General features: G+C 68.9%; 23 protein-coding genes. 17 read left to right on the plus strand and 6 right to left on the minus strand.

Annotation, left to right across the window (positions count from 1 at the left end):
* Positions 1-44: 44 nt before the first annotated feature.
* From MRS60_RS06920 to MRS60_RS06945, 6 genes are all read left to right on the plus strand, one after another.
* Positions 45-482 carry an acyl-CoA thioesterase gene (locus MRS60_RS06920; RefSeq protein ID WP_243565448.1) on the plus strand — a complete coding sequence of 146 codons (438 nt, stop codon included), beginning with the start codon at positions 45-47 and terminating at the stop codon, positions 480-482.
* A gap of 9 nt (positions 483-491) precedes the next feature.
* Positions 492-1,427, plus strand: coding sequence for a branched-chain amino acid ABC transporter permease (locus MRS60_RS06925; protein WP_243565449.1), 936 nt, complete (start codon positions 492-494; stop codon positions 1,425-1,427).
* Positions 1,420-2,649: a branched-chain amino acid ABC transporter permease gene (locus MRS60_RS06930; RefSeq protein ID WP_175749986.1), complete on the plus strand. Its 1,230-nt coding sequence runs from the start codon at positions 1,420-1,422 to the stop codon at positions 2,647-2,649. The genes MRS60_RS06925 and MRS60_RS06930 overlap by 8 nt, the downstream gene beginning before the upstream one ends.
* Positions 2,646-3,398 (plus strand): ABC transporter ATP-binding protein, encoded by a 753-nt coding sequence (locus MRS60_RS06935; RefSeq protein ID WP_175749985.1) that lies wholly within the window; start codon positions 2,646-2,648, stop codon positions 3,396-3,398. Before MRS60_RS06930 ends, MRS60_RS06935 begins: the two co-directional genes overlap by 4 nt.
* Complete coding sequence (locus MRS60_RS06940) at positions 3,395-4,102, plus strand: ABC transporter ATP-binding protein (protein WP_243565450.1); 708 nt, start codon at positions 3,395-3,397, stop codon at positions 4,100-4,102. Before MRS60_RS06935 ends, MRS60_RS06940 begins: the two co-directional genes overlap by 4 nt.
* 161 nt (positions 4,103-4,263) lie before the next feature.
* Positions 4,264-5,010, plus strand: coding sequence for an SDR family NAD(P)-dependent oxidoreductase (locus tag MRS60_RS06945; protein WP_243565451.1), 747 nt, complete (start codon positions 4,264-4,266; stop codon positions 5,008-5,010).
* Between the two features lie 61 nt (positions 5,011-5,071).
* Here the strand turns inward: MRS60_RS06945 and MRS60_RS06950 are convergent, their stop codons facing one another.
* The 5 genes from MRS60_RS06950 to MRS60_RS06970 all read right to left on the minus strand — a co-directional run bounded on the left by MRS60_RS06950 (position 5,072) and on the right by MRS60_RS06970 (position 11,394).
* Entirely contained in the window at positions 5,072-5,566 is a 495-nt protein-coding gene (locus MRS60_RS06950) for a heme-degrading domain-containing protein (RefSeq protein ID WP_243565452.1), read from the minus strand.
* A gap of 79 nt (positions 5,567-5,645) precedes the next feature.
* Entirely contained in the window at positions 5,646-6,464 is an 819-nt protein-coding gene (iolB, locus tag MRS60_RS06955; protein ID WP_243565453.1) for a 5-deoxy-glucuronate isomerase, read from the minus strand.
* Between the two features lie 52 nt (positions 6,465-6,516).
* Positions 6,517-7,446 carry a myo-inosose-2 dehydratase gene (iolE, locus tag MRS60_RS06960; protein ID WP_243565454.1) on the minus strand — a complete coding sequence of 310 codons (930 nt, stop codon included), beginning with the start codon at positions 7,444-7,446 and terminating at the stop codon, positions 6,517-6,519.
* Between the two features lie 61 nt (positions 7,447-7,507).
* Positions 7,508-9,391, minus strand: coding sequence for a 3D-(3,5/4)-trihydroxycyclohexane-1,2-dione acylhydrolase (decyclizing) (gene iolD / locus MRS60_RS06965; RefSeq protein WP_105390710.1), 1,884 nt, complete (start codon positions 9,389-9,391; stop codon positions 7,508-7,510).
* Positions 9,392-9,438: 47 nt separating this feature from the next.
* A complete protein-coding gene (locus tag MRS60_RS06970) occupies positions 9,439-11,394 on the minus strand; it encodes a bifunctional 5-dehydro-2-deoxygluconokinase/5-dehydro-2-deoxyphosphogluconate aldolase (protein ID WP_243565455.1) in 1,956 nt (651 codons plus the stop codon).
* A gap of 306 nt (positions 11,395-11,700) precedes the next feature.
* On the opposite strand from MRS60_RS06970, the gene MRS60_RS06975 reads away from it, so the two are divergent.
* The 8 genes from MRS60_RS06975 to MRS60_RS07010 all read left to right on the plus strand — a co-directional run bounded on the left by MRS60_RS06975 (position 11,701) and on the right by MRS60_RS07010 (position 20,768).
* Positions 11,701-12,627, plus strand: a complete 927-nt coding sequence (locus tag MRS60_RS06975; RefSeq protein WP_243565456.1) for a sugar ABC transporter substrate-binding protein — start codon at positions 11,701-11,703, stop codon at positions 12,625-12,627.
* Positions 12,628-12,696: 69 nt separating this feature from the next.
* Positions 12,697-14,292, plus strand: coding sequence for a sugar ABC transporter ATP-binding protein (locus MRS60_RS06980; protein ID WP_243565457.1), 1,596 nt, complete (start codon positions 12,697-12,699; stop codon positions 14,290-14,292).
* A 26-nt stretch (positions 14,293-14,318) separates the two neighbouring features.
* Complete coding sequence (locus MRS60_RS06985; RefSeq protein WP_034183374.1) at positions 14,319-15,344, plus strand: ABC transporter permease; 1,026 nt, start codon at positions 14,319-14,321, stop codon at positions 15,342-15,344.
* Between the two features lie 43 nt (positions 15,345-15,387).
* Positions 15,388-16,299 (plus strand): sugar phosphate isomerase/epimerase family protein, encoded by a 912-nt coding sequence (locus tag MRS60_RS06990; RefSeq protein WP_243565458.1) that lies wholly within the window; start codon positions 15,388-15,390, stop codon positions 16,297-16,299.
* Between the two features lie 59 nt (positions 16,300-16,358).
* Positions 16,359-17,372, plus strand: a complete 1,014-nt coding sequence (locus tag MRS60_RS06995; protein ID WP_034183376.1) for a Gfo/Idh/MocA family oxidoreductase — start codon at positions 16,359-16,361, stop codon at positions 17,370-17,372.
* 62 nt (positions 17,373-17,434) lie between these two features.
* Positions 17,435-18,361, plus strand: a complete 927-nt coding sequence (locus MRS60_RS07000; RefSeq protein ID WP_243565459.1) for a TIM barrel protein — start codon at positions 17,435-17,437, stop codon at positions 18,359-18,361.
* Positions 18,362-18,420: 59 nt separating this feature from the next.
* Entirely contained in the window at positions 18,421-19,593 is a 1,173-nt protein-coding gene (locus MRS60_RS07005) for a Gfo/Idh/MocA family protein (RefSeq protein WP_243565460.1), read from the plus strand.
* A gap of 290 nt (positions 19,594-19,883) precedes the next feature.
* Positions 19,884-20,768: a MurR/RpiR family transcriptional regulator gene (locus MRS60_RS07010; RefSeq protein ID WP_034183379.1), complete on the plus strand. Its 885-nt coding sequence runs from the start codon at positions 19,884-19,886 to the stop codon at positions 20,766-20,768.
* A gap of 57 nt (positions 20,769-20,825) precedes the next feature.
* Here the strand turns inward: MRS60_RS07010 and MRS60_RS07015 are convergent, their stop codons facing one another.
* The gene (locus MRS60_RS07015; RefSeq protein ID WP_105390691.1) at positions 20,826-22,346 is read right to left on the minus strand and encodes a CoA-acylating methylmalonate-semialdehyde dehydrogenase; all 1,521 of its coding nucleotides are present in this window, start codon (positions 22,344-22,346) and stop codon (positions 20,826-20,828) included.
* A gap of 108 nt (positions 22,347-22,454) precedes the next feature.
* Between MRS60_RS07015 and MRS60_RS07020 the strand changes: the two genes are divergently transcribed.
* The 3 genes from MRS60_RS07020 to MRS60_RS07030 all read left to right on the plus strand — a co-directional run bounded on the left by MRS60_RS07020 (position 22,455) and on the right by MRS60_RS07030 (position 24,388).
* The gene (locus MRS60_RS07020) at positions 22,455-23,390 is read left to right on the plus strand and encodes a LysR family transcriptional regulator (RefSeq protein ID WP_243565461.1); all 936 of its coding nucleotides are present in this window, start codon (positions 22,455-22,457) and stop codon (positions 23,388-23,390) included.
* Between the two features lie 116 nt (positions 23,391-23,506).
* Entirely contained in the window at positions 23,507-23,734 is a 228-nt protein-coding gene (locus tag MRS60_RS07025) for a sulfurtransferase TusA family protein (RefSeq protein ID WP_006402122.1), read from the plus strand.
* Positions 23,735-23,962: 228 nt separating this feature from the next.
* The gene (locus tag MRS60_RS07030) at positions 23,963-24,388 is read left to right on the plus strand and encodes a peptidase (protein WP_105390692.1); all 426 of its coding nucleotides are present in this window, start codon (positions 23,963-23,965) and stop codon (positions 24,386-24,388) included.
* Positions 24,389-24,408 lie beyond the last annotated feature (20 nt).

Here is a 24,408-nt window from a genome sequence, read left to right on the forward strand (position 1 = left end):
CGCGCTTCGTCTTCATCGTTCCCATCGTCCTGACCGCCATCGCCATGTCCGACAAGCCGCAGCCGCGTTCCCGCGACGCCTACCGCCACTTCCTGCCGATCACGACCCGCTGGATGGACAACGACGTCTACGGGCACGTGAACAACGTCGTCTACTACAGCTACTTCGACACCGTCGTGAACGAGTACCTGATCCGCGCGGGCGTGCTCGACGTCGAGCACGGGCAGACGATCGGGCTGGTCGTCGAGACGCAGTGCAACTACTTCGCGCCGCTGGTGTTTCCGCAGTCGGTCGACGCGGGGCTGCGCGTCGCGAAGCTCGGCACGTCGAGCGTGCGCTACGAGGTCGGGCTGTTCGCGCAAGGCGATGCATCGCCCGCCGCGCAGGGGCATTTCGTGCACGTGTACGTCGATCGCGGCACGCGTCGCCCGGTGCCGCTGCCCGACGCGCTGCGCGTCGCGCTCGACCCGCTCGCGGCCTGACGGTTCGCGGTGCACGCGGTCGCGCTCCAGGCCTTCAACGGCCTCAGCTACGGTTTGCTGCTGTTCATGCTGTCGGCGGGTCTCACGCTGATCTTCAGCGTGCAGGGCGTGCTGAACTTCGCGCATGCGAGCTTCTACATGCTCGGCGCGTATGTCGGCTACAGCATCGCGGCGCGCGCGGGCTTCTGGCCCGCGCTCGTGCTCGCGCCGCTCGCAGTCGGGCTGCTCGGCGCCGGCTGCGAACGCGCTCTGCTGCGCCGCGTGCAGGCGCGCGGCCACACGAGCGAGCTGCTGCTGACCTTCGGCCTCGCGTACCTGATCGGCGAGGGCGCGAAACTGCTGTGGGGGCTCGCGCCGCTGCCGGCGCCCGTGCCGACGCTGTTCGACGGTGCGCCCGTGACCGTATTCGGCCTCGCGCTGCCGCGCTACCGGCTGTTCATGATGGGGATGTCCGCGGCGATGCTGGTCGCGCTCGGCGCGCTGCTGCGCGTGTCGCGCATCGGGCTCGTCGTGCGCGCGGCGCTCACGCATCGCGCGGCCGTCGAGGCGCTCGGCTACGACGTGCCGCGCGTGATGACCTTGTTGTTCGGCACGGGCACCGCGCTCGCGGCGCTGGCCGGCGTGATCGGCGCGCCGCTCGCGGTGATCGAACCCGCGTTGGCCGAGACCGTCGGGTCGGTCGTGTTCGCGGTCGTCGTGATCGGCGGGCTCGGCTCGCTCGGCGGCGCGTTCGCCGCGTCGCTCGCGGTCGGTTTCGCGCAGACCTTCGCGGCCGCGAGCGACACGTCGCTGCGCGACCTCGCGTTATGGGCCGGCATCGCGCTGCCGGACAGCGTGGCCGCGGTGTCGATCGCGCAGCTTGCGCCGCTGGTGCCGTACCTGTTGCTCGTCGCGGTGCTGGTCGCACGGCCGCGCGGGCTGTTCGGCGAGCGTGCCGATGCGTAGCCGCGCGCTCGCCGGCCTTGCGCGCTGGGCGCTGTTCGCCGCGTGCGTCGTGCTGCCCGCGTGGCTGTGGCCGCACGGCGCGGTGCTCGGTTATCTCGCGCAGACGGCCGCGCTCGTCGTGCTCGCGCTGTCGTACAACCTGCAGCTCGGCACGACCGGGCTGCTGTCGTTCGGGCATGCGGCGTTCGCGGGCCTCGGCGCCTTCGCGGCCGCGCACTGGTTCAACCGCTTCGGCGGGCCGCTGCCGCTGCTGCCGCTCGTCGGCGGCATGGCCGGCGCGGGCTTCGGCTTCGTCGCGGGGCTGCTCGCGACGCGCCGTTCAGGCACCGCGTTCGCGATGATCACGCTCGGGCTCGGCGAATGCGTCGCGGCCGCCGCATGGAGCGTGCCCGCGTGGTTCGGCGGCATCGGCGGCGTGCCGATCGATCGCGCGAGCGGCACGCCGTGGGGCGGCTGGCATTTCGGCGCGCCGGTGCAGGCGTACGCGGTGATCGCCGCATGGTGTGTCGTGTCGGCGTGGGCCATGCACGCGCTGACGCGCACGCCGCTCGCGCGGCTCGCGAACGCGGTGCGCGACAACCCGGAACGCGTTGCCGCGCTCGGCACCGATCCGCGCCGCGTGCGGCTCGCGATGGTCACTTGCGCGTCGTTCTTCGCGGGCATCGCCGGCACGCTGACGCTGATCGACGTCGAAATAGCGACACCCGACAGCGTGTCGATGGCGCGCTCGGCGACCGTGCTGATCGCCGCGGTGATCGGCGGCACCGGCGCGTTCTTCGGGCCGGCGGCCGGCGCGGCGATGCTGACCGCGCTGAGCATCGTCGTCGCGGGCGTGTCGCGCGCGTGGGCGCTGTATCTCGGCGTGTTGTTCGTCGTGATCGTCGTGGCCGCGCCGCGCGGGATCGCGGGCATCGCGCAAGCGCTCGCGCATGCGTTGCGCCGCGGCGCGCCGGCGGCCGAGCGGTGGCGCATGCTGTGCGGCGTCGGCGCGTGCGTGTTCTGGGGCGTCGCGATCGTCTGCGCGGCCGAACTCGGTTATGCATGGCGCTTCGCGCAGGACGACGGCACGGGCTTCGCGTTCGGCGCCTGGGGCATCGATGCCGATATGCCGGCCGGCTGGGCCGTCGCGTGCTCGGCGGCCGGCATCGGCACGCTGCTGTGGGGCTGGCGCGCGCGGCTCGTGCAGGGCAGGCAGTCCGGCAAGCGGGAGGACGGGCGATGAACGGCAACGCGATCGCGCTGCATGGCGTCGTGCAGCGCTTCGGCGCGCAAACGGTGCTCGACGGCGTCGAGCTGAGCATCGCGGCCGGCGAGCGCCATGCGCTGATCGGGCCGAACGGCGCGGGCAAGTCGACGCTGTTCGGCGTGATCGCGGGCGCAACGCGGCCGACGCGCGGGCGCGTCGTATTGCACGGCGTCGAGCTGCGCGGACGCGGGCCGGTCGTCGCGAGCCGCCTCGGCATCGGCCGCAGTTTCCAGCAGACGAGCGCGTTCGCGCGGCTGACCGTATTCGACAACCTGCGCTGCGCGGCGCTGCATGCGCCGGCCGAGCGGCGGCGCTGGTGGAACCGGCTGCGCGAATCGGCGTCGGTCGATCTCGCGGCCGCGCGCGTGCTGCACGACATCGGTCTCGACGCGCGGCGCGACACGCCGGCCGCCGAGCTGGGCTATGCGGAGCAGCGTGCGCTCGATCTCGGGATCGCGCTCGCGAGCGGTGCGCGCACGCTGCTGCTCGACGAGCCGACGGCCGGCATGAGCCGCGCGCAGGCGGCGCGGATGATCGCGCTGATCCGGGCGACGACGCAGGGCCGCACGGTATTGATGATCGAGCACGACATGGATGCGGTGTTCGGCTTCGCCGAACGCATCACGGTGCTCGTGCGCGGCACGGTGGTCGCGACCGGCGAACCCGATGCGATCCGCGCCGATCCGGCCGTGCGCGCCGCGTATCTCGGGGAGGGCAGCATATGACGAACGCACTGCTCGACATTCGCGACCTGCGCGCGTGGTACGGATTGCAGCCCGTGCTCGACGGCGTCGATCTCGCGCTCGCGCCGGGCGAGACGCTCGCGCTGCTCGGCCGCAACGGCTCGGGGCGCTCGACGCTCGCGAAGGCCGTGATGGGGCTCGTGCGCACCGCCGGCTCGGTGCGCATCGCCGGCGCCGAATGCGCGGGCGCGCGCACGTTCGAGATCGCGCGGCGCGGCGTCGCTTACGTTGCCGAAAGCCGCGACGTGTTTCCGCTGCTGACCGTGCGCGACAACCTGAAGCTCGGGCTGCGCGGCATGCGTGGCGTGGCCGAACGCGCGGCGGTCGACCGCCTGTTCGACCGTTTTCCGCTGCTGGCCGCGCGCGCGGACGTGGAGGCCGGGCGGCTGTCGGGCGGCGAGCAGCAGGTGCTCGCGCTGGTGCGTGCGCTCGCCGGCAGCCCGCGCGTGCTGATCGTCGACGAACCGGCCGAAGGGCTCGCGCCGCTCGCGGTCGACGAAGTCGGTGCGTGCCTCGCCGCGCTGCAGGACGACGGCGTCGCGATCGTGCTGATCGAGCAGCGACTGCAGCTTGCGCCGAGGTTGACGACGCGCGTCGCGGTAATGGGGCGCGGACGGATCGTCTACGACGGCGCGCTCGACGGCCTGGGCGGGGACATCGCCAACGCGTGGCTGAGCGCCGGTTGACGGCGCCGGACCGATTGTTCGGCTGGCCCCGCCAGACAATTCGCGTCGAGCCGCTTTATCGCCGCCGCGCGGCACCTTAAATTGCCACTCATGCCGGGCCGCAACATCGATGCGGCGACCGGCGCCATCCATCGATAGTCATCTGACTGAGGAATGAAATCATGAGCAAGCTGGCAAACAAGGTAGCGATCGTCACGGGCGGATCGAAGGGCATCGGTGCCGCGATCGCGAAGGCGCTGGCCGCGGAAGGCGCGTCGGTCGTCGTCAATTACGCGAGCAGCAAGGCGGGTGCCGACGCGGTGGTGAGCGCGATCGTCGAAGCCGGCGGCCGTGCGGTGGCGGTCGGCGGCGACGTGTCGAAGGCAGCCGACGCGCAGCGCATCGTCGATACGGCGATCGACACGTACGGCCGTCTCGACGTGCTCGTCAACAATTCCGGCGTGTACGAATTCGCGCCGATCGAAGCGATCACCGAAGAGCACTACCGCCGGCAGTTCGATACGAACGTGTTCGGCGTGCTGCTCACGACGCAGGCGGCCATCAAGCATCTCGGCGAAGGCGCGAGCATCATCAACATCAGCTCGGTGGTGACCAGCATCACGCCGCCCGCCAGCGCCGTCTACAGCGGCACCAAGGGCGCGGTCGACGCGATCACCGGCGTGCTCGCGCTCGAGCTCGGCCCGCGCAAGATTCGCGTGAACGCGATCAACCCGGGCATGGTCGTGACCGAAGGCACGCACAGCGCGGGCATCATCGGTTCCGATCTCGAAGCGCAGGTGCTGGGCCAGACGCCGCTCGGCCGCCTCGGCGAGCCGAACGACATCGCGTCGGTCGCCGTGTTCCTCGCGTCGGACGATGCACGCTGGATGACCGGCGAACACCTCGTCGTGAGCGGCGGGTTGAACTGATTGCGCGATACGGCAAATCGGCACCATCGGCGCGCGTGCGCCGATGGTGCCGATTGCGTCGTCAAGCGATCATCGCCAGCGCGTTCGCGCCGACGTGCCAGCGCAGGCTCTCGACGACGAGCGCGTGATTGCGTTCGGAATCGAGCCCCGCGATCGTCATCGCACCGATGAGGCCCGCACCGGCGACACGCAACGGTACGCCACCACCGTCGAGCGCATAGTCGTCGTCCGACAGGCCCTGCGACCGTAGCGACCAGCCGGCGCGGCGAAACTGCGTGCCGACCTCGAGTGAACTCAAGCCGAAACGGAGCACCGTGTTCTGCCGGCGGCGGATCGCGTCGCTGTCTTCCGCACGGCTGCCGTCGAGCGCGCAGTAGAACAGCGGTGCCGCTTCGCCGACGATGCCGACCGCGATCGGCAGCCCGCGGCGCGATGCGATATTGATCGCGATTTCCCCGAGCCGGCGCGCAACGTCGGCGTTGAAGTGGGGTAGCGCCATGTTCGGCGCGTCGTCGTCGAAGGGCGCGTGATCGATGCGCAGGAAGGTCGTCACCATGGCGGCTCCGTATCGTCGCAAGTCGTGTTCGCGCGCCGGCGTCGCCTCGTCACGGGCCGCGCGCTCGCCCGTCGTTCGTTCAGCGCTTCGGCGCCGCGTCGAGCATCCACTCGTGCGCGGGATCGTTCTTGAATGCCCACGCGCGGCTCGGCCCGGCCATCACGTTCAGGTAGTACAGGTTGTAGCCGTGCGGCGCGACGACCGGGTGGTAGCCGCGCGGCACCATCACGACGTCGTGGTTCTCCACCGCGCACGCTTCGTCGAGGCTGCGGTCGTCCGTGTACACGCGCTGGAACGCAAAGCCTTGCGGCGGATCGATCCGGTGGTAATAGGTTTCCTCGAGCGAGGTCTCGTCGGGTGCCGCGTCGCGGTCGTGCTTGTGCGGCGGATAGCTGCTCGAATGGCTGGCCGGCGTGACGACTTCGACGACCAGCAGCCGGTCGGCCGCCGGGTTGTCGCCCATCAGGATGTCGCATACGTAGCGCGTGTTGGTGCCTTGCCCGCGCACCGAACGGCGCATCCGTTCGCCGTCGAGGCGCCGCACCGGCTTGTCGCCGCTCGCGTACGGCGCGGTGCACAGCGCGACTTCCGCATCGCGCGTCGCGACCAGCGTGACGGTCTTGCCGCCCGGCACGTACAACGCGTCCGGCGACACGTCTTCGAATACGCTGTCGCGTTTGCCGAGCGCATCGTGGGTTTCGCCGTCGACGTCCGCGCGCACCGTGCCCGTCAGCACGACGACGCACAGCTCGCGCGCGCCGGTGTCGAGCGCTTCGGTGTCGCCGGCCTTCAGGCGCAGCGCGCGAAAACCGACATGCTTCCAGCCGGCCGACTCGGGCGTGACGTTGCAGATTTCGCGGTCGGCAGATGCCTTGACCAGCAGGGGAGAAATCGTCATGGGGTGGGGCTCCGCAATAGGGTAGGGCTCACGCGTTCCAGCACTTGCGTGCTCACGCGCTCAACCGGTCGACGATCGCGCGCAGCGATTCATAGCCCTTTTTCGCATACGCGTAGCTCGGCGCGACGGCCGGATCCTGCTCGGCCTCGACGACGAGCCAGCCTTCGTAGCCGGCGTCCTTCAGCGTGCGCAGCGTCGCGTCGTAGTCGAGCGCACCGTCGCCGGGCACCGTGAAGGTGCCGTTGATCACGCCGTTCAGGAAGCTCCAGCCGTCGTTGCGCGCCTGCGTGACGACCTGCGCCCGCACGTCCTTGCAATGCACGTGGACTACGCGCGACACATGCTTCTTCAGCAGCGTCACCGGGTCGGCCGCGCCGCCGAAATACGCGTGGCCGGTGTCGAACAGCAGGAACACCTTCGCCGGATCGGTCAGCGCCATCAGCCGGTCGACGTCGTCGGGCGACTCGACGTACGCGCCCATGTGGTGGTGGTAGGCGAGCTTGATCCCGTACGTGTCGAGCAGGTGCGCGCCGAACGCATCGAGGCGCGCCGCGTAGCGCCGCCATGCTGCGTCGTCGACGAAGCGCGGCCGCTTCGCGACCGGCGTGTCGATGCTGCCCTGGATCGTGCCCGCGCATTCGCCGTACACGACCACCTTCACGTCGTTGTATTGAAGCTTCGTCATGTGCGCGCGGCAGCGTTCGATTTCCGCGGCGACCGCATCGGCGTCGGTCATGCCCGGTTCGACTTCCGCGAGGAAGCCCGAATACCAGCCCGATACGCACACGAGCCCGAACTCGGCGAGCTTCGCCTTCAGCTCGGGGCCCGTCTTCGGAAACTTGTTGCCGAGCTCGAAGCCCGCGTAGCCGATTTCGGCGCCTTCCTTCAGCGCCGTTTCGAGCGGCGTCTCGCCGCCGAGCGACGGCAGGTCGTCGTTCATCCACGACAGGGGATTGATACCGATGCGGACGTTCCAGCTCATGACGTGCTTCCTTGGTTCGAATGTGTTTTTCGCGGGGCGGATGGGCAGGCAGTGCGCGGCATCAGCGCCGCTGCCGGGTCTTTGCGTCGAGATACGCGCGGTGCGCCGCTTCGACGCCGGCGCGCTCGGATACCTGCGGCACCGCGACTTCCCACCATGCGCCGCCGTCGTCGGTCGTGCGCTTGTGCGTGGTGTCGATCACGAGTACCTGGCTCGTCTTCGCCGCGCGGGCGCGCTTCATTTCGCTGCGCAGCTCGCCGACGTCGCGCACATGCACGGCGTCGGCGCCCATCGCGCGCGCATGCATCGCGAAGTCGATCGTCGAGCGCGCGCCGCCTTCCGGCACGCAGTCGTCGAGCATGTTGTTGAAGCTCGCGCCGCCGCAATTCAGCTGCAGCCGCTCGATGCAGCCGTAGCCGCGGTTGTCGAGGATCACGACGATCAGCTTGCGGCCGAGCATCACGGAAGTGGCGAGCTCGGCGTTGAGCATCATGTACGAGCCGTCGCCGACGATCACGATCACTTCGCGTTCGGGCCGCGCGAGCTTCGCGCCGAGGCCGCCCGCGACTTCGTAGCCCATGCACGAATACGCATAGTCCATGTGGTAGTTGCCCGGCACGCCGCTGCGCCACAGCTTGTGCAGCTCGGCCGGCAATGTGCCGGCCGCGCACACGACGAGGTCGTCGCGCGCGCTGTCGCGCCCCGCGTCGGCCGCGGAGTCGCGCACCGCGCCGATCACGTCCGCGTCGTACGGCAGCGTGTCCTTCGGCACGCGCGTCGTCAGCTCGGTCACGCGCGCGTTCCACGCGGCGGCCTGGTCGCGGTTGGCGGCCGTCCATGCCGCGTCGGCGCGCCAGCCGGCCAGCGCGGCGGACAATTGGCCGAGGCCCGTGCGCGCATCGGCGACGAGTTGCCGGCCGCGTTTCTTGCCCGCGTCGAACGGCTGCACGTTCAGGCTCAGTAGCGTCGCGTCGCCGTACAGCGCGTGCGAGCCGGTCGTGAAGTCCTGCAGCCGCGTGCCGACCGCGAGCACGACGTCGGCCTGCGCGGCGGCGCGGTTCGCGGCGGGCGAACCCGTCACGCCGATCGACCCGAGGTTCAGCGGGTGATCCCACGCGAGGCTGCCCTTGCCGGCCTGCGATTCGGCAACCGGCACGCCGTGCGTGTCGGCGAACGCGCGCAGCGCGTCCCACGCCTGGCTGTACAGCACGCCGCCGCCGGCGACGATCAGCGGCTTCTTCGCGGCCTTCAGCACGTCGAGCGCGTCGGCGAGTTCGAGCGGGTCCGCCGGTGGGCGGCGCATCCGGATCACCGGCGGCGCGAAGAACGCCTCGGGCCAGTCGTAAGCGAAGGTCTGCACGTCCTGCGGCAGCGCGAGACACACGGGGCCGCACTGCGCGGGGTCGGTCATCACCTGGATCGCGCGCGGCAGCGCGACGAGCAGTTGCTCGGGCGACGTGATGCGGTCGAAGTAGCGCGTGACGGGGCGGAAGCAGTCGTTCGCGCTGACGTCGCCCTGTTCGAAATCCTCGACCTGCTGCAGCACGGGGTCGGGCAGCCGCGACACGAACACGTCGCCGGGCAGCAGCAGCAGCGGCAGCCGGCCGACGTGCGCGAGCGCGGCCGACGTCAGCATGTTGGTCGCGCCGGGGCCGATGCTCGACGTCGCAGCCATCATCCGCTGGCGGAAATTCGCTTTCGCGAACGCGACGGCCGCGTTGGCCATCCCTTGCTCGTTATGCGCGCGGAACGTCGGCAGCCGGTCTTTCTCGGCGTGCAATGCTTCGCCGAGCCCGGCCACGTTGCCGTGGCCGAAGATGGCGAACACGCCGCCGCAGTACGGCAGGATCTCGGTGCGGCCGTCGGGCTGGACGACTTCGGCGCGCAGGGCGGCCAGGTAGCGCACGAGCGCCTGGCTGACGGTCAGTCTCACGGTAGGGGTCATCGTCGGTCGGTGAAGAAGAATCGGATCGGTCATGACGGGCACGCGCATCAGGCCGCGGCGGCGCGCGCGGCGCCCCGGCGGCCGAGCCACGCGTCCACGAGCTGCGCGAAGTTGCCGGCGACTTCGTCGATCAGCGCCTGGTCGTCGATCCGGCCGGCGAGCCAGTTCAGCGACGCATCGGCCCACAGCGTGCGCCCGACCATGAAGCCCTTGACGATCGGGTTGGTCGCCGAGCGGAAGCTGTCGACCAGATACTGCAGCGGCTGGTTCAGCCCGAGGATCACCGCGCCGCGGCAATGCGGGTCGCGCTCGGCGATCAGCGCAGCGAGCCGCGCCCAGCCGTCGGCGCTCAGCGGCGTGAGCTTCCACCATTCGGGCATCACGCCGAGGTTGTAGAAGCGCGCGACCGCGCGCAGCACCGCATCGTCCTCGGTGCCGGCCGGCGTGACCGCGCGCGGCGGAATGACTTCCAGCAGCAGCTCGTTGCCGCTGGCGCGCGTGGCTTCCCACAGCTCCAGCACGCGCTGCTCCTGCTCGACGCGCAGGTCGACGTCGTCGTCGGGGTGGTAGTGGACCAGGCATTTCACGACCTGCTCGGTCGGCCAGTGCGTGAGCGACGAGCCGACCGAGCGCGTCTCGTCGAAGCGCAGCGGCCGCGAGCCCGGCAGCTCGACCGGGCGGCCGACCCACCAGCCGCGCCCGGTGGCCGACGCGAGCGCGTCGCTGCCGTAGCCGCCGCCGTCGATCAGCACGCCGACGTGGCCTTCGATATGGCGATCGCGCTCGACCTGTTCGGCAGCGCGCACGAGCAGGCGCTTCAGCGTCTTGATCCGCGCTTCGTCCGCGCCGGCCTGCACCGCGAGTTCGTAGAACTGGCTGCGATGGTCGAACGCCATTACGCACAGGTCGTTCCATTCGCGGCGCGGCACCGTGACGCGATGCAGGTGCGCGAGCGTGCGGTCCGCGTCGACCACGGGATTGCGGCTGCCGTCGAACCAGTGCGCGAGTTCGGCCGGCGTCGGCATCGCGGCCGAGCACGCATGGCGCGACACGACGATCGCGCCGCATGCGTTCGCGATGCGCGTCGATTCGGCCCAGTCGCGGCCGCGCAGCAGCCCCGACAGCAGGCCCGACAGGAACGCGTCGCCCGCGCCGAGCACGTTGAGCACCTCGACGCGTTCGCCGAGGAAGGTCGGCGCAGCGTCGATCCGCGCGGGGATGTCGCCTTCGATCACGCAACAGCCGAGCGCGCCGCGCTTGACGACCAGCGTGGCGTTCGTGATCCCGCGCACCGCCTGCAACGAACCGATCAGGTCGTGCGGCACGCCGCCCGCGATCAGGAATTCCTCTTCGGTGCCGACCAGCAGGTCGAATTCGCCGAGCACCTGCTGCAACTGCCGCGTCACCTGCGCGTCCGGCACGTAGCGGTTCTCGCCCGCGCCGCGCGCGGTCAGCCCCCACAGCACGGGCCGGTAGTCGATATCGAGGATTCGCACGACGCCGTGGCGGCGCGCGTAGCCGAGCGCGGTCAGCGACGCTTCGCGCGTGGCCGGCGTCGAAAGATGCGTGCCGGTGATCGCGAGCGCACGGCAGCCGGCGATGAAGTCCTCGCGGATCTCGTCGGCGCGCACGGCCATGTCCGCGCAGTTCTCGCGCACGAACAGCAGCGGGAACGTGTCGCGATCCTTCAGCCCGAGCAGCACCAGCGCGGTGAGGCGTTCGCGGTCGGTCTGCAGCTGGCTCGTGTCGCAGCCTTCGCGCTCGAGCGTCTCGCGCAGGAAGCGGCCCATCTGCTCGTCGCCGACGCGCGAGATCATCGCGGTCTTCAGCCCGAGCCGGGCGACGCCGAACGCGACGTTGCCCGACGAGCCGCCGAGATACATCTGGAAGCTGCGCGCATCTTCCAGGCGGCTGCCGTACTGCTGCGCATAGAGATCCACGGCCACGCGGCCGAGGCAGGCGAGATCGATGGGGCGGTCACTCGGAAAGTTCAGCAGGCTCATATCACGTATCACGCTCGCGGCCGGCGTTCGGCGCTGCCGGCAGTTTAGGGGACCGATCCTCCGGCGGCGGTCCGCAACGTGCGCTGCACGACGCGAGGCTGCCTGCCGCAAGGAATCGGGCTACGGACGCAGTCTAGACTTTTTGGAAATTCAGTTCCCTAGGTGAAATCACGTAGAAATAAATTTCCAAATTTTCGAGGAAGTGATCTACAGTTTCATCCGGATGCTTCAGTCCGTATCGGACTCGGCCCGGCGGCGCGCAACGCGCCGTCTTCCGCCCCCCGGAGATGAGGAGACAGAGTGATCATGAAGACCAAGCTGATGGCCGTCGCGGCCGCCGCGATCCTGGCTGCGCCGCTCGCGCACGCCGAGAAGATCGGCGTGACGATGGCGTCGTTCGACGACACGTTCCTGACGATCCTGCGCAACAGCATCAACGACGCAGCGAAGAAGGACGGTGCGACGGTGCAGATCGAGGACGGCGGCAACGACGTCGGCAAGCAGTTGAGCCAGGTTCAGAACATGATCGCGCAGAAGGTCGACGCGATCATCGTGAACGCGGTCGACACCGATGCGACGCCGAAGATCACGAAGATGGCGACGGCGGCGAAGATCCCGCTCGTCTACGTGAACCGCAAGCCGGTCGATTTCGACAAGCTGCCGGCCGGCGTCGCGGTCGTCGCGTCCGACGAGAAGCAGTCGGGCACGCTGCAGGCGCGCCAGGTGTGCAAGCTGCTCGGCGGCAAGGGCGACCTCCTCGTGCTGATGGGCGAGCTGTCCAACGAATCGGCGCGTGCCCGCACCAAGGACATCGAGGACGTGATCGCGACGAAGGATTGCGCGGGCATGAAGATCGTCGACAAGCGCGAAGGCAAGTGGAGCCGCACGCAGGGCCAGGACATCACGATGAACTGGCTGAGCTCCGGGACCAAGTTCGACGCGATCGTGTCGAACAACGACGAAATGGCGATCGGCGCGATCAACGCGCTGAAGGCCGCGCGCAAGTGGACGCCGAAGACCGTCGTCGCCGGCATCGACGCGACGCCGGACGGCCTCGCATCGATGAAGAGCGGCGAGCTGAAGGTGTCCGTGTACCAGAACGCGATCGGGCAGGGCGCGCAGTCGGTTGCCGCCGCGCTGAAGCTTGCGAAGAAGCAGCCCGTCGACCGCTTCGTGAACGTGCCGTTCGAGCTCGTGACGCCCGAGAACATGAACCAGTACGCCAAGCACTGACCGGCTTTTCCGTTGAACTGCGCGGGCCCGGCCTGGCCGGGCTCGCGCGCGACTCGTCGAGGAACGTCCATGTTTACAGCCAGGATCGCGCGCCCGATGGCCGGCGTCGACGCGCCGGCCGCTTCATCCGGAGGATCGCCCGGCGCATCCGGGTCGTCCGGCTCGCCGGCTCCTTCCGCGGCCGACTGCGTGCTCGAGGTGCGCGGCGTCGGCAAGTCCTTTCCCGGCGTCGTCGCGCTCGACGGCGTGCAGTTCCGCGTGCGCCGCGGCACCGTCCATGCGCTGATGGGCGAGAACGGCGCGGGCAAATCGACGCTGATGAAGATCATCGCGGGCGTCTACACGCCCGATCAGGGCGAGATCCTGATCAACGGCGAACCCGTCGTGCTGAACGGCCCGCTCGATGCGCTCGACCGCGGGATCGCGATGATCCACCAGGAACTCAACCTGATGCCGTACATGACGGTCGCGGAGAACATCTGGATCCGCCGCGAACCGAAGAACCGTTTCGGCCTGATCGATCACGCGGAGCTGCGCCGCCGCACGGCCGCGCTGTTCGAGCGGCTGTCGATCGACATCGATCCGGAAACCGACGTGCGCACGCTGACGGTCGCGAGCCGGCAGATGGTCGAGATCGCGAAGGCCGTGTCGTTCGACTCGGACGTGCTGATCATGGACGAGCCGACGTCGGCGCTGACCGACAAGGAAGTCACGCACCTGTTCCGGATCATTCGCCAGCTGCGCGAGCAGGGCAAGGGCATCGTCTACATCACGCACAAGATGAACGAGCTGTTCGAGATCGCCGACGAGTTCTCGGTGTTCCGCGACGGCAAGTACATCGGCACGCATGCGTCGAGCGACGTCACGCGCGACGACATCATCCGCATGATGGTCGGGCGCGAGATCACGCAGATGTTCCCGAAGGAAGAGGTGCCGATCGGCGACGTCGTGCTGTCGGTGAAGAATCTCGCCGTCGACGGCGTGTTCCGCGACGTGAGCTTCGAGCTGCGTGCAGGAGAAATTCTCGGCGTCGCGGGCCTGGTCGGCTCGGGGCGCTCGAACGTCGCTGAGGCGCTGTTCGGCGTCGTGCCGGCCACGTCGGGCGAGATCCGGATCGACGGCAAGCCGGTGCGGATCGCGACGCCCGCGCAGGCGATGAAGCACGGGATGGCGTTCCTGACCGAGGACCGCAAGGACAGCGGCTGCTTCCTGAATCTCGACCTGCTCGCGAACATGGAAGCGGCGGTGCTCAGCAACCGCTACGTGAAGTTCAATTTCGTGCAGCAGGCGCAATTGAAGCGCGACTGCGAGGAAATGAGCCGGATGCTGCGCGTGAAATCGCCCGGCCTGCACGAGGAAATCCAGAACCTGTCGGGCGGCAACCAGCAGAAGGTGCTGATCGGGCGCTGGCTGCTCACGCAGCCGCGCATCCTGATCCTCGACGAACCGACGCGCGGCATCGACGTCGGCGCGAAGGCCGAGATCCACCGGCTCGTCAGCGCGCTCGCCGGCAAGGGCGTCGCGGTGCTGATGATCTCGTCGGAGATGCCGGAGGTGCTGGGGATGAGCGACCGCGTGATGGTGATGCACGAAGGGCGCATGACCGGCATCGTCGAACGCAAGGACGCCGACCAGGTCCGCATCATGGATCTCGCGTCGCGTTGAGCCGAAACAAGATTGGAGACAAAGCAATGGGCAACCTGAACCCGGTCGCGGACGCGCAGACCATGACAATCAAGACGCGGCACACGAAGTGGCCGCCGGAGCTGAGCATCTTTCTCGTGCTGGTCGGCATCAGCCTGTTCTTCGAGATCGTCGGCTGGATCGTCGTCGGCCAGAGCTTCCTGCTCAACGCCGAGCGGCTCGAGATCATCGTGCTGCAGATGGCCGTGATCGGCATCATCGCGGTCGGCGTGAACCTCGTGATCATCACCAGCGGGATCGACCTGTCGTCGGGGTCGGTCGTGGCCGCTGCGGCGGTCGTGTCGGCGAGCCTCGCGCAGGTGTCCGACTTCCCGCGCGCGGTGTTCCCGCACCTGACCGACCTGCCGATCATCTGGCCGGTGCTGGCCGGCGTGTGCGTCGGGTTGCTGGTCGGCCTGCTCAACGGCTCGCTGATCGCGATGACGGGCATTCCGCCGTTCATCGCGACGCTCGGCACGATGGTCGCCGCACGCGGGTTCGCGAAATGGTTCACCAACGGGATGCCGGTGTCGATGCTGACCGACCAGTTCGCGGCCATCGGCGCGGGCGCCAATCCGGTGATCATCTTTCTCGTGATCGCCGCGATCTTCCACGTCGTGCTGCGCTACACGCGCTTCGGCAAGTACACCTATGCGATCGGTGCGAACCGCCACGCGGCCGTCGTGTCGGGCATCAACGTCACGCGTCACCTGGTGTTCGTCTATGCGATCGCGGGCCTGTTGAGCGGGATCGCCGGCACCGTGACGGCCGCGCGCGCGATCTCGGGCCAGTCGGGCATGGGCGTGATGTACGAGCTCGATGCGATCGCCGCGGTCGTGATCGGCGGCACGTCGCTGTCGGGCGGCCTCGGCCGCGTGACGGGCACCGTGATCGGCGTGCTGATCCTCGGCGTGATGACGTCGGGCTTCACGTTCATCCGCATCGACGCGTATTACCAGGAGATGGTCAAGGGCGCAATCATTGTCGCGGCCGTGATCGCCGACCAGTATCGCAACAAGAAGAAGCGTCGCTGACCCTGCCTGTCCGACCGGAATCCGATATCGACAAGGATGCCTTATGAAGATCGCGCTGGACCCCTACATGATTCGCCACCTGCCGCTCGACCGGCTGCCGCACGCGGTGGCCGAGCTCGGCTACGACCAGATCGAGCTGTCGCCGCGCAGCGATTTCCTCGACTGGTGGGTGATGCCGCGCGCGACGCGCGAACGCATGGCCGCGTTTCGCCAGGCGATGCGTGCGAGCGGTGTCGGCCTCGCGTCGCTGCAGCCGATGTACCGCTGGGCGAGCCCGTTCGAGGACGAGCGTCAATGGGCCGTGCGCTGCTGGAAGAAGGCGATCGAGGTCGCGGTCGAAATGGAGTGCGCGCTGATGGTGTCCGAGTTCGGGCGCGGCGCGTCGCCGGAGCGCTCGGTCGGCGAGCGGCCGGGCGCGAATCCGAAGGAGCTGTGCGAAGCCGCGTGGTTCCGGTCGATGGACGAGCTGCTGCCGATTCTCGAACGCGAGGGCATCGTGCTGTCGGTCGAGCCGCATCCGGAGGACTGGATCGAGCAGCTGCAGCCGGCGATCGACATCGTGACGAACCTCGGCTCGCCGTCGCTGAAGCTGTCGTATATCGCGCCGCACACGTTCTACTACGGCGACGACATGGCCGCGATGATCGCGCAGGCCGCACCGATCCTCGCGCACGTGCGCGTGGCCGACACCTTCGACCACCGCAAGAGCAGCCAGCTGCGCTACATCGTGAATCCGCCGGGTTCGAACCAGATCCGCGTGCACCAGCATCTCGACATCGGACAGGGCGAGATCGACTGGGACGTGTTTTTCCGCGCGCTCGGCGCCGCGGGCTTCGACGGCGTGATGTCGTCGTGCGTGTTCGCGTGGGAGGACCGTGCCGAAGCATCGTCGCGCTACATGCGCGACACGATGCAGCGCTACGTCGATCGTCATTTCGATCGCACGGTGCGCTGAACGATTACCGACCGGCGCGGCACGGGCCGCGCCGCTGATGAACGACTGGAGACCCCTAGATGACCTTGCAAATCGGCGTGATCGGCTGTGGCGCGATCGGCCAGGACCATATCCGCAGATTGACTCGCACGCTGTCCGGCGCGCGAGTCGTGGCCGTCAACGACATCGATCCGCAGCAGGCGCGCGATGCGGTGACGAAGTACGGGCTCGATGCCGAGATCTACGGCGACGGCCATGAAGTGGTCGCGGCCGCCGACGTGCAGGCCGTGCTCGTCACGTCGTGGGGGCCGACCCACGAAGCGTTCGTGCTCGACGCGATCGCGCACGGCAAGCCCGTGTTCTGCGAGAAGCCGCTCGCCGTGACGGCCGACGGCTGCATGCGGATCGTCGAAGCGGAAGTCGCGCACGGCAAACGGCTCGTGCAGGTCGGCTTCATGCGGCCGTACGACGAAGGTTATCGCGCGCTGAAGCGTGTGATCGACAGCGGCGAGATCGGCGCGCCGCTGATGCTGCATTGCGCGCACCGCAACCAGTCGGTCGGCGAGCGCTACACGACCGACATGGCGATCACCGACACGCTGATCCATGAGCTCGACGTGCTGCGCTGGCTGCTCGGCGAGGATTACGCGAGCGCGCAGGTCGTCTATCCGAAGAAGACGCGCCATGCGTCCGCGCATCTCGCCGATCCGCAGATCGTGCTGCTGGAAACCGCGAGCGGCGTGCGCATCGACGTCGAGATCTTCGTGAACTGCCAGTACGGCTATGACATCCAGTGCGAGGTGGTCGGCGAGCAGGGCATCGCGAAGCTGCCGGATCCGCCGGCCGTGGGGCTCAAGCGCGCCGCGCAGCAATCGGTCGACATCATGACCGACTGGAAGGAGCGCTTCATCGCGTCGTACGACGTCGAGCTGCAGGCGTTCATCGACGGCGTGCGGCAGGGTGCGCTGACCGGCCCGTCGGCCTGGGACGGCTACGCGGCGGCGGTCGCGGCCGACGCATGCGTGCGGGCGCAAAAGAGCGGCGCGGTCGAACCGATCGCGATGGCCGAGCGCCCCGCGTTCTATCGCGGCTGAACCGCAGCCGCGTCGCGACAACTCGTGCGGCCGCGCGCCGCTTTCCTGCCGGACTGACCGACATGACGATGAAGATTGGTTGTGCCCCGTGCTGCTGGGGCGTTGACGACGTGAAGAACCCGAACCTGCCGCCGTGGCGGCACGTGCTGGCCGAGGCCGCGCAGGCCGGCTACTCGGGCATCGAGCTCGGGCCGTACGGCTATATCCCGCTCGAGCTCGACGTGGTGAGCGCCGAGCTCGAGCGGCAGCGCCTGAGCATCACCGCCGGCACGATCTTCGACGATCTCGTATCGCCGGAGAACCTGCCGAACCTGCTGCGCCAGACGCGCGAGATCTGCGCGCTGATCACGCGGCTGCCGAAGCTGCCGACGCAGGACGGCCAGCGCTACGCGGCGCCGTACCTGGTCGTGATGGACTGGGGGCACGAGGAACGCGATTATGCGGCCGGCCACGCCGATCGCGCGCCGCGGCTGTCCGGCGAACGCTGGGCGCGGATGGTCGAGCACATCCGGCAGATCGCGACGATCGCGCGCGACGAGTTCGGCGTGCGCGCGGTGATCCATCCGCATGCGGGCGGCTACATCGAGTTCGCGGACGAGATCGACCGGATCGTCGCCGACCTGCCGGCCGACACGGTCGGCCTCTGTCTCGACACGGGCCACATGTACTACTCGGGCATGGACCCGGAAGCCTGGCTGCGCCGCCATGCGGCGCGCGTCGACTACGTGCATTTCAAGGACATCGACAAGGCCGTGTACGACGCGGTGATGGGCGAGCACATCGCATTCTTCGCCGCATGCGCGCGCGGCGTGATGTGCCCGATCGGCACCGGCGTGCTCGACTACCGGTCGATCCGGCGCGCGCTCGACGACATCGGCTACGCGGGCTACATCACGATCGAGCAGGAACGCGACCCGCGCAATGCGGGCACGAGCCTGCGCGACGTCGCCGCGAGCCGCGCGTTTCTCGCGTCGGCCGGCTTCGCATGAACATCCGCTGAACACCTGAACCACCGAAACCCTGAACACGGACCAGGAACACCACCATCATGATTGACGGACAGATTCTGCTTGGACACTCGATTCGCTGGGGCATGGTCGGCGGCGGGCTCGGCAGCCAGATCGGCTACAGCCACCGGTCGGCCGCGTTGCGCGACGGCAGCTTCGAGCTGGTCGCCGGCGCGTTCGACATCGATCCCGAACGCGGCCGCCAGTTCGGCGTGAAGCTCGGCGTCGCGGCCGAGCGTTGTTATCCCGACTACGCGACGATGTTCGACGCCGAGGCGCGCCGCCCGGACGGCATTCGCGCGGTGTCGATCGCGACGCCCAACAACACGCACTTCGAGATCTGCCGCGCCGCGCTGAACGCGGGGCTGCACGTGGTCTGCGAGAAGCCGCTGTGCTTCACGACCGACGAGGCCGAGACGCTGCAGCGCCTGTCGGTCGAGAAGAACCGGATCGTCGGCGTCGCATACGGCTATTCGGGCCACCAGATGATCGAACAGGCGCGCGAGATGATCGCGCGCGGCGATCTCGGCGAGATCCGCATCGTGCAGATGCAGTTCGCGCACGGTTTCCACAGCGAAGGCGTCGAGGCCGCGAGCGCGGCCGCGCGCTGGCGCGTCGACCCGAAGTTCGCGGGCCCGAGCTACGTGCTCGGCGATATCGGCACGCATCCGCTGTACATCTCCGAGGTGATGGCGCCCGAGCTGAAGATCCGGCGGATGATGTGTTCGCGGCAGAGCTTCGTGAAGAGCCGCGCGCCGCTCGAGGACAACGCGTTCACGATCATGGAATACGACACGGGCGCGATCGGCTACGTGTGGTCGAGCGCGGTGAACGCAGGTTCGATGCACGGCCAGAAGGTGCGCGTGATCGGTTCGAAGGCGAGCGTCGAATGGTGGGACGAGCATCCGAACCAGTTGCGCTACGAAGTGCAGGGGCAGCCCGCGCAGGTGCTCGATCGCGGGATGGGGTATCTGCATCCGAATGCGTTGCGCGAGGATCGCATCGGGGCCGGGCATCCGGAAGGGTTGTTCGAGGCGTGGTCCAATCTCTATCAGCGCTTCGCACTCGCGATGGACGCGGCCGATCGCGGCGACGCCGCGGCGCTGAAGAGCATCCGCTTTCCGGACGTCCACGCGGGCGTCGAGGGCGTCCGATGGGTCGAGAACTGCGTGCGTTCCGCCGACGCGGGCGGCGTATGGGTCGACTATCGTTGAGCAGGGCAGGCCGGATGCGGCGCACGGCGCACGGCGCGCCGCTTCGCGGAGGCCGTCGGCCTCGGTAGACACCCTAATCTTTACGACGCCGCGAGAGCGTTGGACAATCGTTTCCAGTCTTGCCGTGGAGCGTGTGCAGGTGATGATCGAGCGCGTGGGAGCGAAACGCGCGGCGCGGGCCGTGCCGCAAACGTGATTAAATTCGCCCTTCATGCATGTATCCAGGTGAGCCTCGGGCCGCGTCCGTCAGCATCGCGCGCGCACCGGGGCCGTCAACTTCGCGCCATCCGATGAGTTCATCCGAGAAACCTCCTGCCACCGTCGAGCAGTTCCTGCAGCACCTGACGCGGGAATACGACGGCCTCAGCAATCGCCTGAAGGTCATTGCGCGCCACGTGGAAACGCATCGGGACCAGCTGGGCCTGGAAGGCATCCAGTCGCTCGCGGAGGCGTGCGGCGTGCAGCCGTCGGCGGTCGTGCGCTTTGCGAAGCATTTCGGCTTCTCCGGCTTCTCCGAGATGCAGCGGCTGTTCCGCGAAGGGCTCGCGCAGCAGATCGCGCCGGGGCGCGCATACAACCTGCGGCTGCGCGACGTGATCGAATCGGGCTCGTCGAGCCTGCAGCCCGAGCAGATCGCCGACGAATTCATCAAGGGCAGCATTGCCGGGATGCAGCAGTTGCGGCAGACGCTCGACCCGCAGGCGCTCGCGCAGGCCGTCGAGCTGCTCGCCGACACGCAGGCGATCTGGATCGCCGGCTCGCGGCGCGCGTTTCCGATCGCCGTGTATCTCGACTACGCGCTGCAGCACACCGACAAGCGCATCGGGCTGTTCAGCGCGCTCGGCAGCATGCATCTCGGGCAGATCCGGTCGGTGCGCAACGGCGACGTGATGATCGTCATCTCGTTCATGCCGTATGCGGACGAGACCGTGCAGGTCGCGCAGCAGGCCGCACAGCGCGGCGCGCGCCTGATCGCGATCACCGACAGCCGGATGAGCCCGCTCGCGCGGGAGGCCGAGGTGACGCTGATGGTGCAGGACAGCGAGACGTTCGGGTTCCGTGCGCTGACGGCCACGATGGGCCTCGCGCAGAGCCTGTTCGTCGCGCTCGCGTACCGGCTCGAGCTGTCGTACCTGCCGACCGCCGACGGTGCGCACGGCAAGAAGGCCGGCTGACGCATTCTGCCGGCGCACCGCCCGCCGATCGATCAGGCGGGCGGCGCACCGGCCGGCTTACTTCGCGGTCGGCATCGCGAATTCGGCGCCCTTGCCGATGCTCGACGACCAGCGCTGCATCACCGACTTCTGGCGCGTGTAGAAGCGCACGCCTTCCTCGCCGTACGCATGCATGTCGCCGAACAGGCTCTTCTTCCAGCCGCCGAAGCCGTGCCATGCCATCGGCACCGGAATCGGCACGTTGATGCCGACCATGCCGACCTGGATGCGCCGTGCGAATTCGCGCGCGATGCCGCCGTCGCTCGTGAAGCACGACACACCGTTGCCGAATTCGTGCGCGTTGATCAGGTCGACCGCTGCGCCGAAATCCTTCACGCGCACGCAGCCGAGCACGGGCCCGAAGATTTCTTCCTTGTAGATCCGCATGTCGGGCGTCACGTGATCGAACAGCGTGCCGCCGGTGAAGAAGCCTGCCTCGCGGCCCGGCACGCGCAGCCCGCGCCCGTCGACCACCAGTTGCGCGCCTTCGCTCACGCCTTGCTCGATATAGCCTTCGATGCGCTTCAGCGCTTCGCCGGTGACGATCGGGCCCATCTCGACTTCCGGCTGCATGCCGTCGCCGATCACCAGCTTGCGTGCGCGCTCGGCGACCGCCGGCACGATCCGGTCGGCCACGTCGCCGACCAGCACCGCGATGCTGATCGCCATGCAGCGTTCGCCGGCCGAGCCGTACGCGGCGCCGATCAGCGCGTCGACCGCCTGCTCGATGTTCGCATCGGGCATCACGACGAGATGGTTCTTCGCGCCGCCGAGCGCCTGCACGCGCTTGCCCGACTGCACCGCGCGCTGCTGCACGTAGGCCGCGATCGGCGTCGAGCCGACGAAGCTGACGGCTTGCACGTCCGGGTGGTCGAGCAATGCGTCGACCGCGCCCTTGTCGCCCTGCACCACGTTGAACACGCCGGCCGGCAGCCCGGCCTGCGTGAGCAGGTCGGCGATGAACAGCGCCGCCGACGGGTCGCGCTCGCTCGGCTTCAGCACGAACGTGTTGCCCGTCGCGAGCGCGACCGGGAACATCCAGCACGGCACCATGCACGGGAAGTTGAACGGCGTGATGCCCGCGACCACGCCGAGCGGCTGGCGCATCGTCCAGTTGTCGATGCCGGTGCTGACCTGGTCGGTGAAGTCGCCCTTCAGCAGCTGCGGCACGCCGCATGCGAATTCGACGATGTCGATGCCGCGCGCGACTTCGCCCTGCGCGTCGGAGAACACCTTGCCGTGCTCGGCCGTGATGATCGCCGCGAGCGTGTCGCGGTGCTCGTTCATCAACTGCAGGAAGCGGTGCAGCACGCGCGCGCGGCGGATCGGCGGCGTCTCGGCCCAGGCCGGGAACGCGGCGTGGGCCGATGCGACGGCCCGCTGCACTTCGCTGTTGTCCGCGAGCGCCACGCGGCGCACCGCGCGGCCGAGCGCCGGGTTGAGGACGTCCTGGAAGCGGCCGCTGCGGCCGGCGACGGGCGCGCCGTCGACATAGTGGCCGACGTCGGCGTCGGACGTGTACGCGGGAACCGGATTCATCGTGTCTCCTGGGGATGAGGGGGAACGGAACCTAGTCTAGGGAAACCTGCGGCGCGGGAGAAGGCCGCGAAACTTGATTCACTGTTCAGAATTCTGAATAATCGACGGATGAATCAGCAAAATGTCCAGGCGCTCTGGCCGCATATCCATTCGCTGACGGTACTGGCCGCGGCCGGCAGTTTCACGGCCGCCGCGCAGCGGCTCGGCATCAGCAAGGCCGCGATGAGCCAGCGCATCGCCGATCTCGAAAAGGCGGCCGGCGTGCCGCTCGTGCGCCGCACGACGCGCAGCGTGCGGCTTACCGACGCGGGCCAGACGCTCGTCGACAGCACGCGCGACGCGTTCGAGTCGATCGGGCAGCATTTCGCACGCGTGAAGGACCTGGCCGGCGAGCCGCGCGGCCTGTTGCGCGTGACGGCGCCGGTCGCGCTCGGGCGCCAGCAGGTCGTGCCGCACCTGCCCGATTTCCTGCGGCAGCATCCGGGCGTGCACATCGAGCTCGACCTGTCGGACCGGCTGCATTCGCTGACGCAGGAAGGCTTCGACCTCGCGATCCGCCATACGACCACCGCGCCGCAGACCCACGTCGCGTGGAAGCTGTGCGACACGCGCTCGCTGCTCGTCGCGAGCCGCGACTACCTCGACGCGCGCGGCGCGCCGCGGCACCCGAGCGAACTCGTCGACCACAGCTGCCTGTGCTACCTGCGCGACAACGAACCGGCCGCATGGAGCTTCGAGCCGGACGGCCGGCGGCGCCAGCGCGTGAGCGTGCCGGTGCGCGGCAGCTTCGCGGCGAACAACAGCGAGGCGATGCGCGAGGCCGCGCTCGGCGGGCTCGGCATCGCGCTGCTGCCCGATTTCAGCGCGCGGCGCGATCTCGACGCCGGCCGGCTCGTCGCGCTGCTCGACGGCTGGCGGCCGTCGGGCGCGTTCGGCGACCACATCTTCGCGATCCGCCCGTACAGCCCGGTCGTGCCGAGCGCGGTGCGCGCGCTCGTGCGGCACCTGCGCGACCGGCTCGCGGGCGGCTTCTCAGGCACGTGACGCCGGTGCCCGCGGCGCCGGGCCGCGGGCTACCCGGGCGGGCAGGGCGGCGCTGCGGTAAAATCGCGGCTTCCTCCCGCGCCTCGTGTGGCGTGACATTCGAAGGTCGACAGCCGATGCAGATTCACAAGGAAGTGGACGCGCGCGGGCTCAATTGCCCGTTGCCGATCCTGCGTGCCAAGAAAGCGCTTGCCGATATGGAAAGCGGGCAGATCCTCAAGGTGCTCGCGACCGATCCCGGCTCGCAGCGCGATTTCGCCGCGTTCGCGAAGCAGACGGGCAACGAGATCGTCGAATCGACGACGCAGGACAAGACCTTCGTGTTCCTGATGCGCCGCCGCTGACGGCCCGCATCGCGCGCCCGGCCGCGGCGTCCGCTCGCGGTGCGCGGGCCGGCAACGCCCGGCGCCGGCCGGTCGAGCCTCTGACAATTCTTAAACCTCGCTTCGTGACTGGCTGCGTATACTGACCCGGCCGGTCGTCCGCTCCCAGCGGAGGTGTCGGCCGCGGTACGTCGTATGGCGGGCACGGGGGCCATGCCTGACGCTGCCGTCGTACAACGGGGAGAGGACATGTCCTTCAGACCAGGGACCCTTCGAAGTCCGTCCGGAGCGGAATGCATTGCGCCCGAGCGTGCGTCGGAATTGAGCCGTATCGAGCTCGATCCGCAGCAGGATCGCCACGCGCGTGCCGCGCTGGAGGCCTACGCGGATTCGGCCGCGGCCGAGATGCCGTGGCTGGCCGAGTGGCTCGACGAACGGCTGCGCGATGCCGCACAGGACGACGGTTCGGGCCTGACCTACTGCGGTGCGACGATCGAACGCGTGTTCGATCTGGCGCAGGCATGGGCGGCGGGCCAGCCGGACTACGCGGCCAGCGCGTGGGAGCGCGTGCGCGGGCAGTTGCAGCGGATGCTTGCGCAACCGGCGCTGTCGCAACCGCTGGTGCAACGCTTGTCGACCGACGATTTCACCGAAACGGTGGCGGGCGCCGATTAGGCGTCAGATTGCGCGACAGG

This window comes from Burkholderia pyrrocinia (assembly GCF_022809715.1).
In the GTDB taxonomy this organism is placed as follows: domain Bacteria; phylum Pseudomonadota; class Gammaproteobacteria; order Burkholderiales; family Burkholderiaceae; genus Burkholderia; species Burkholderia pyrrocinia_C.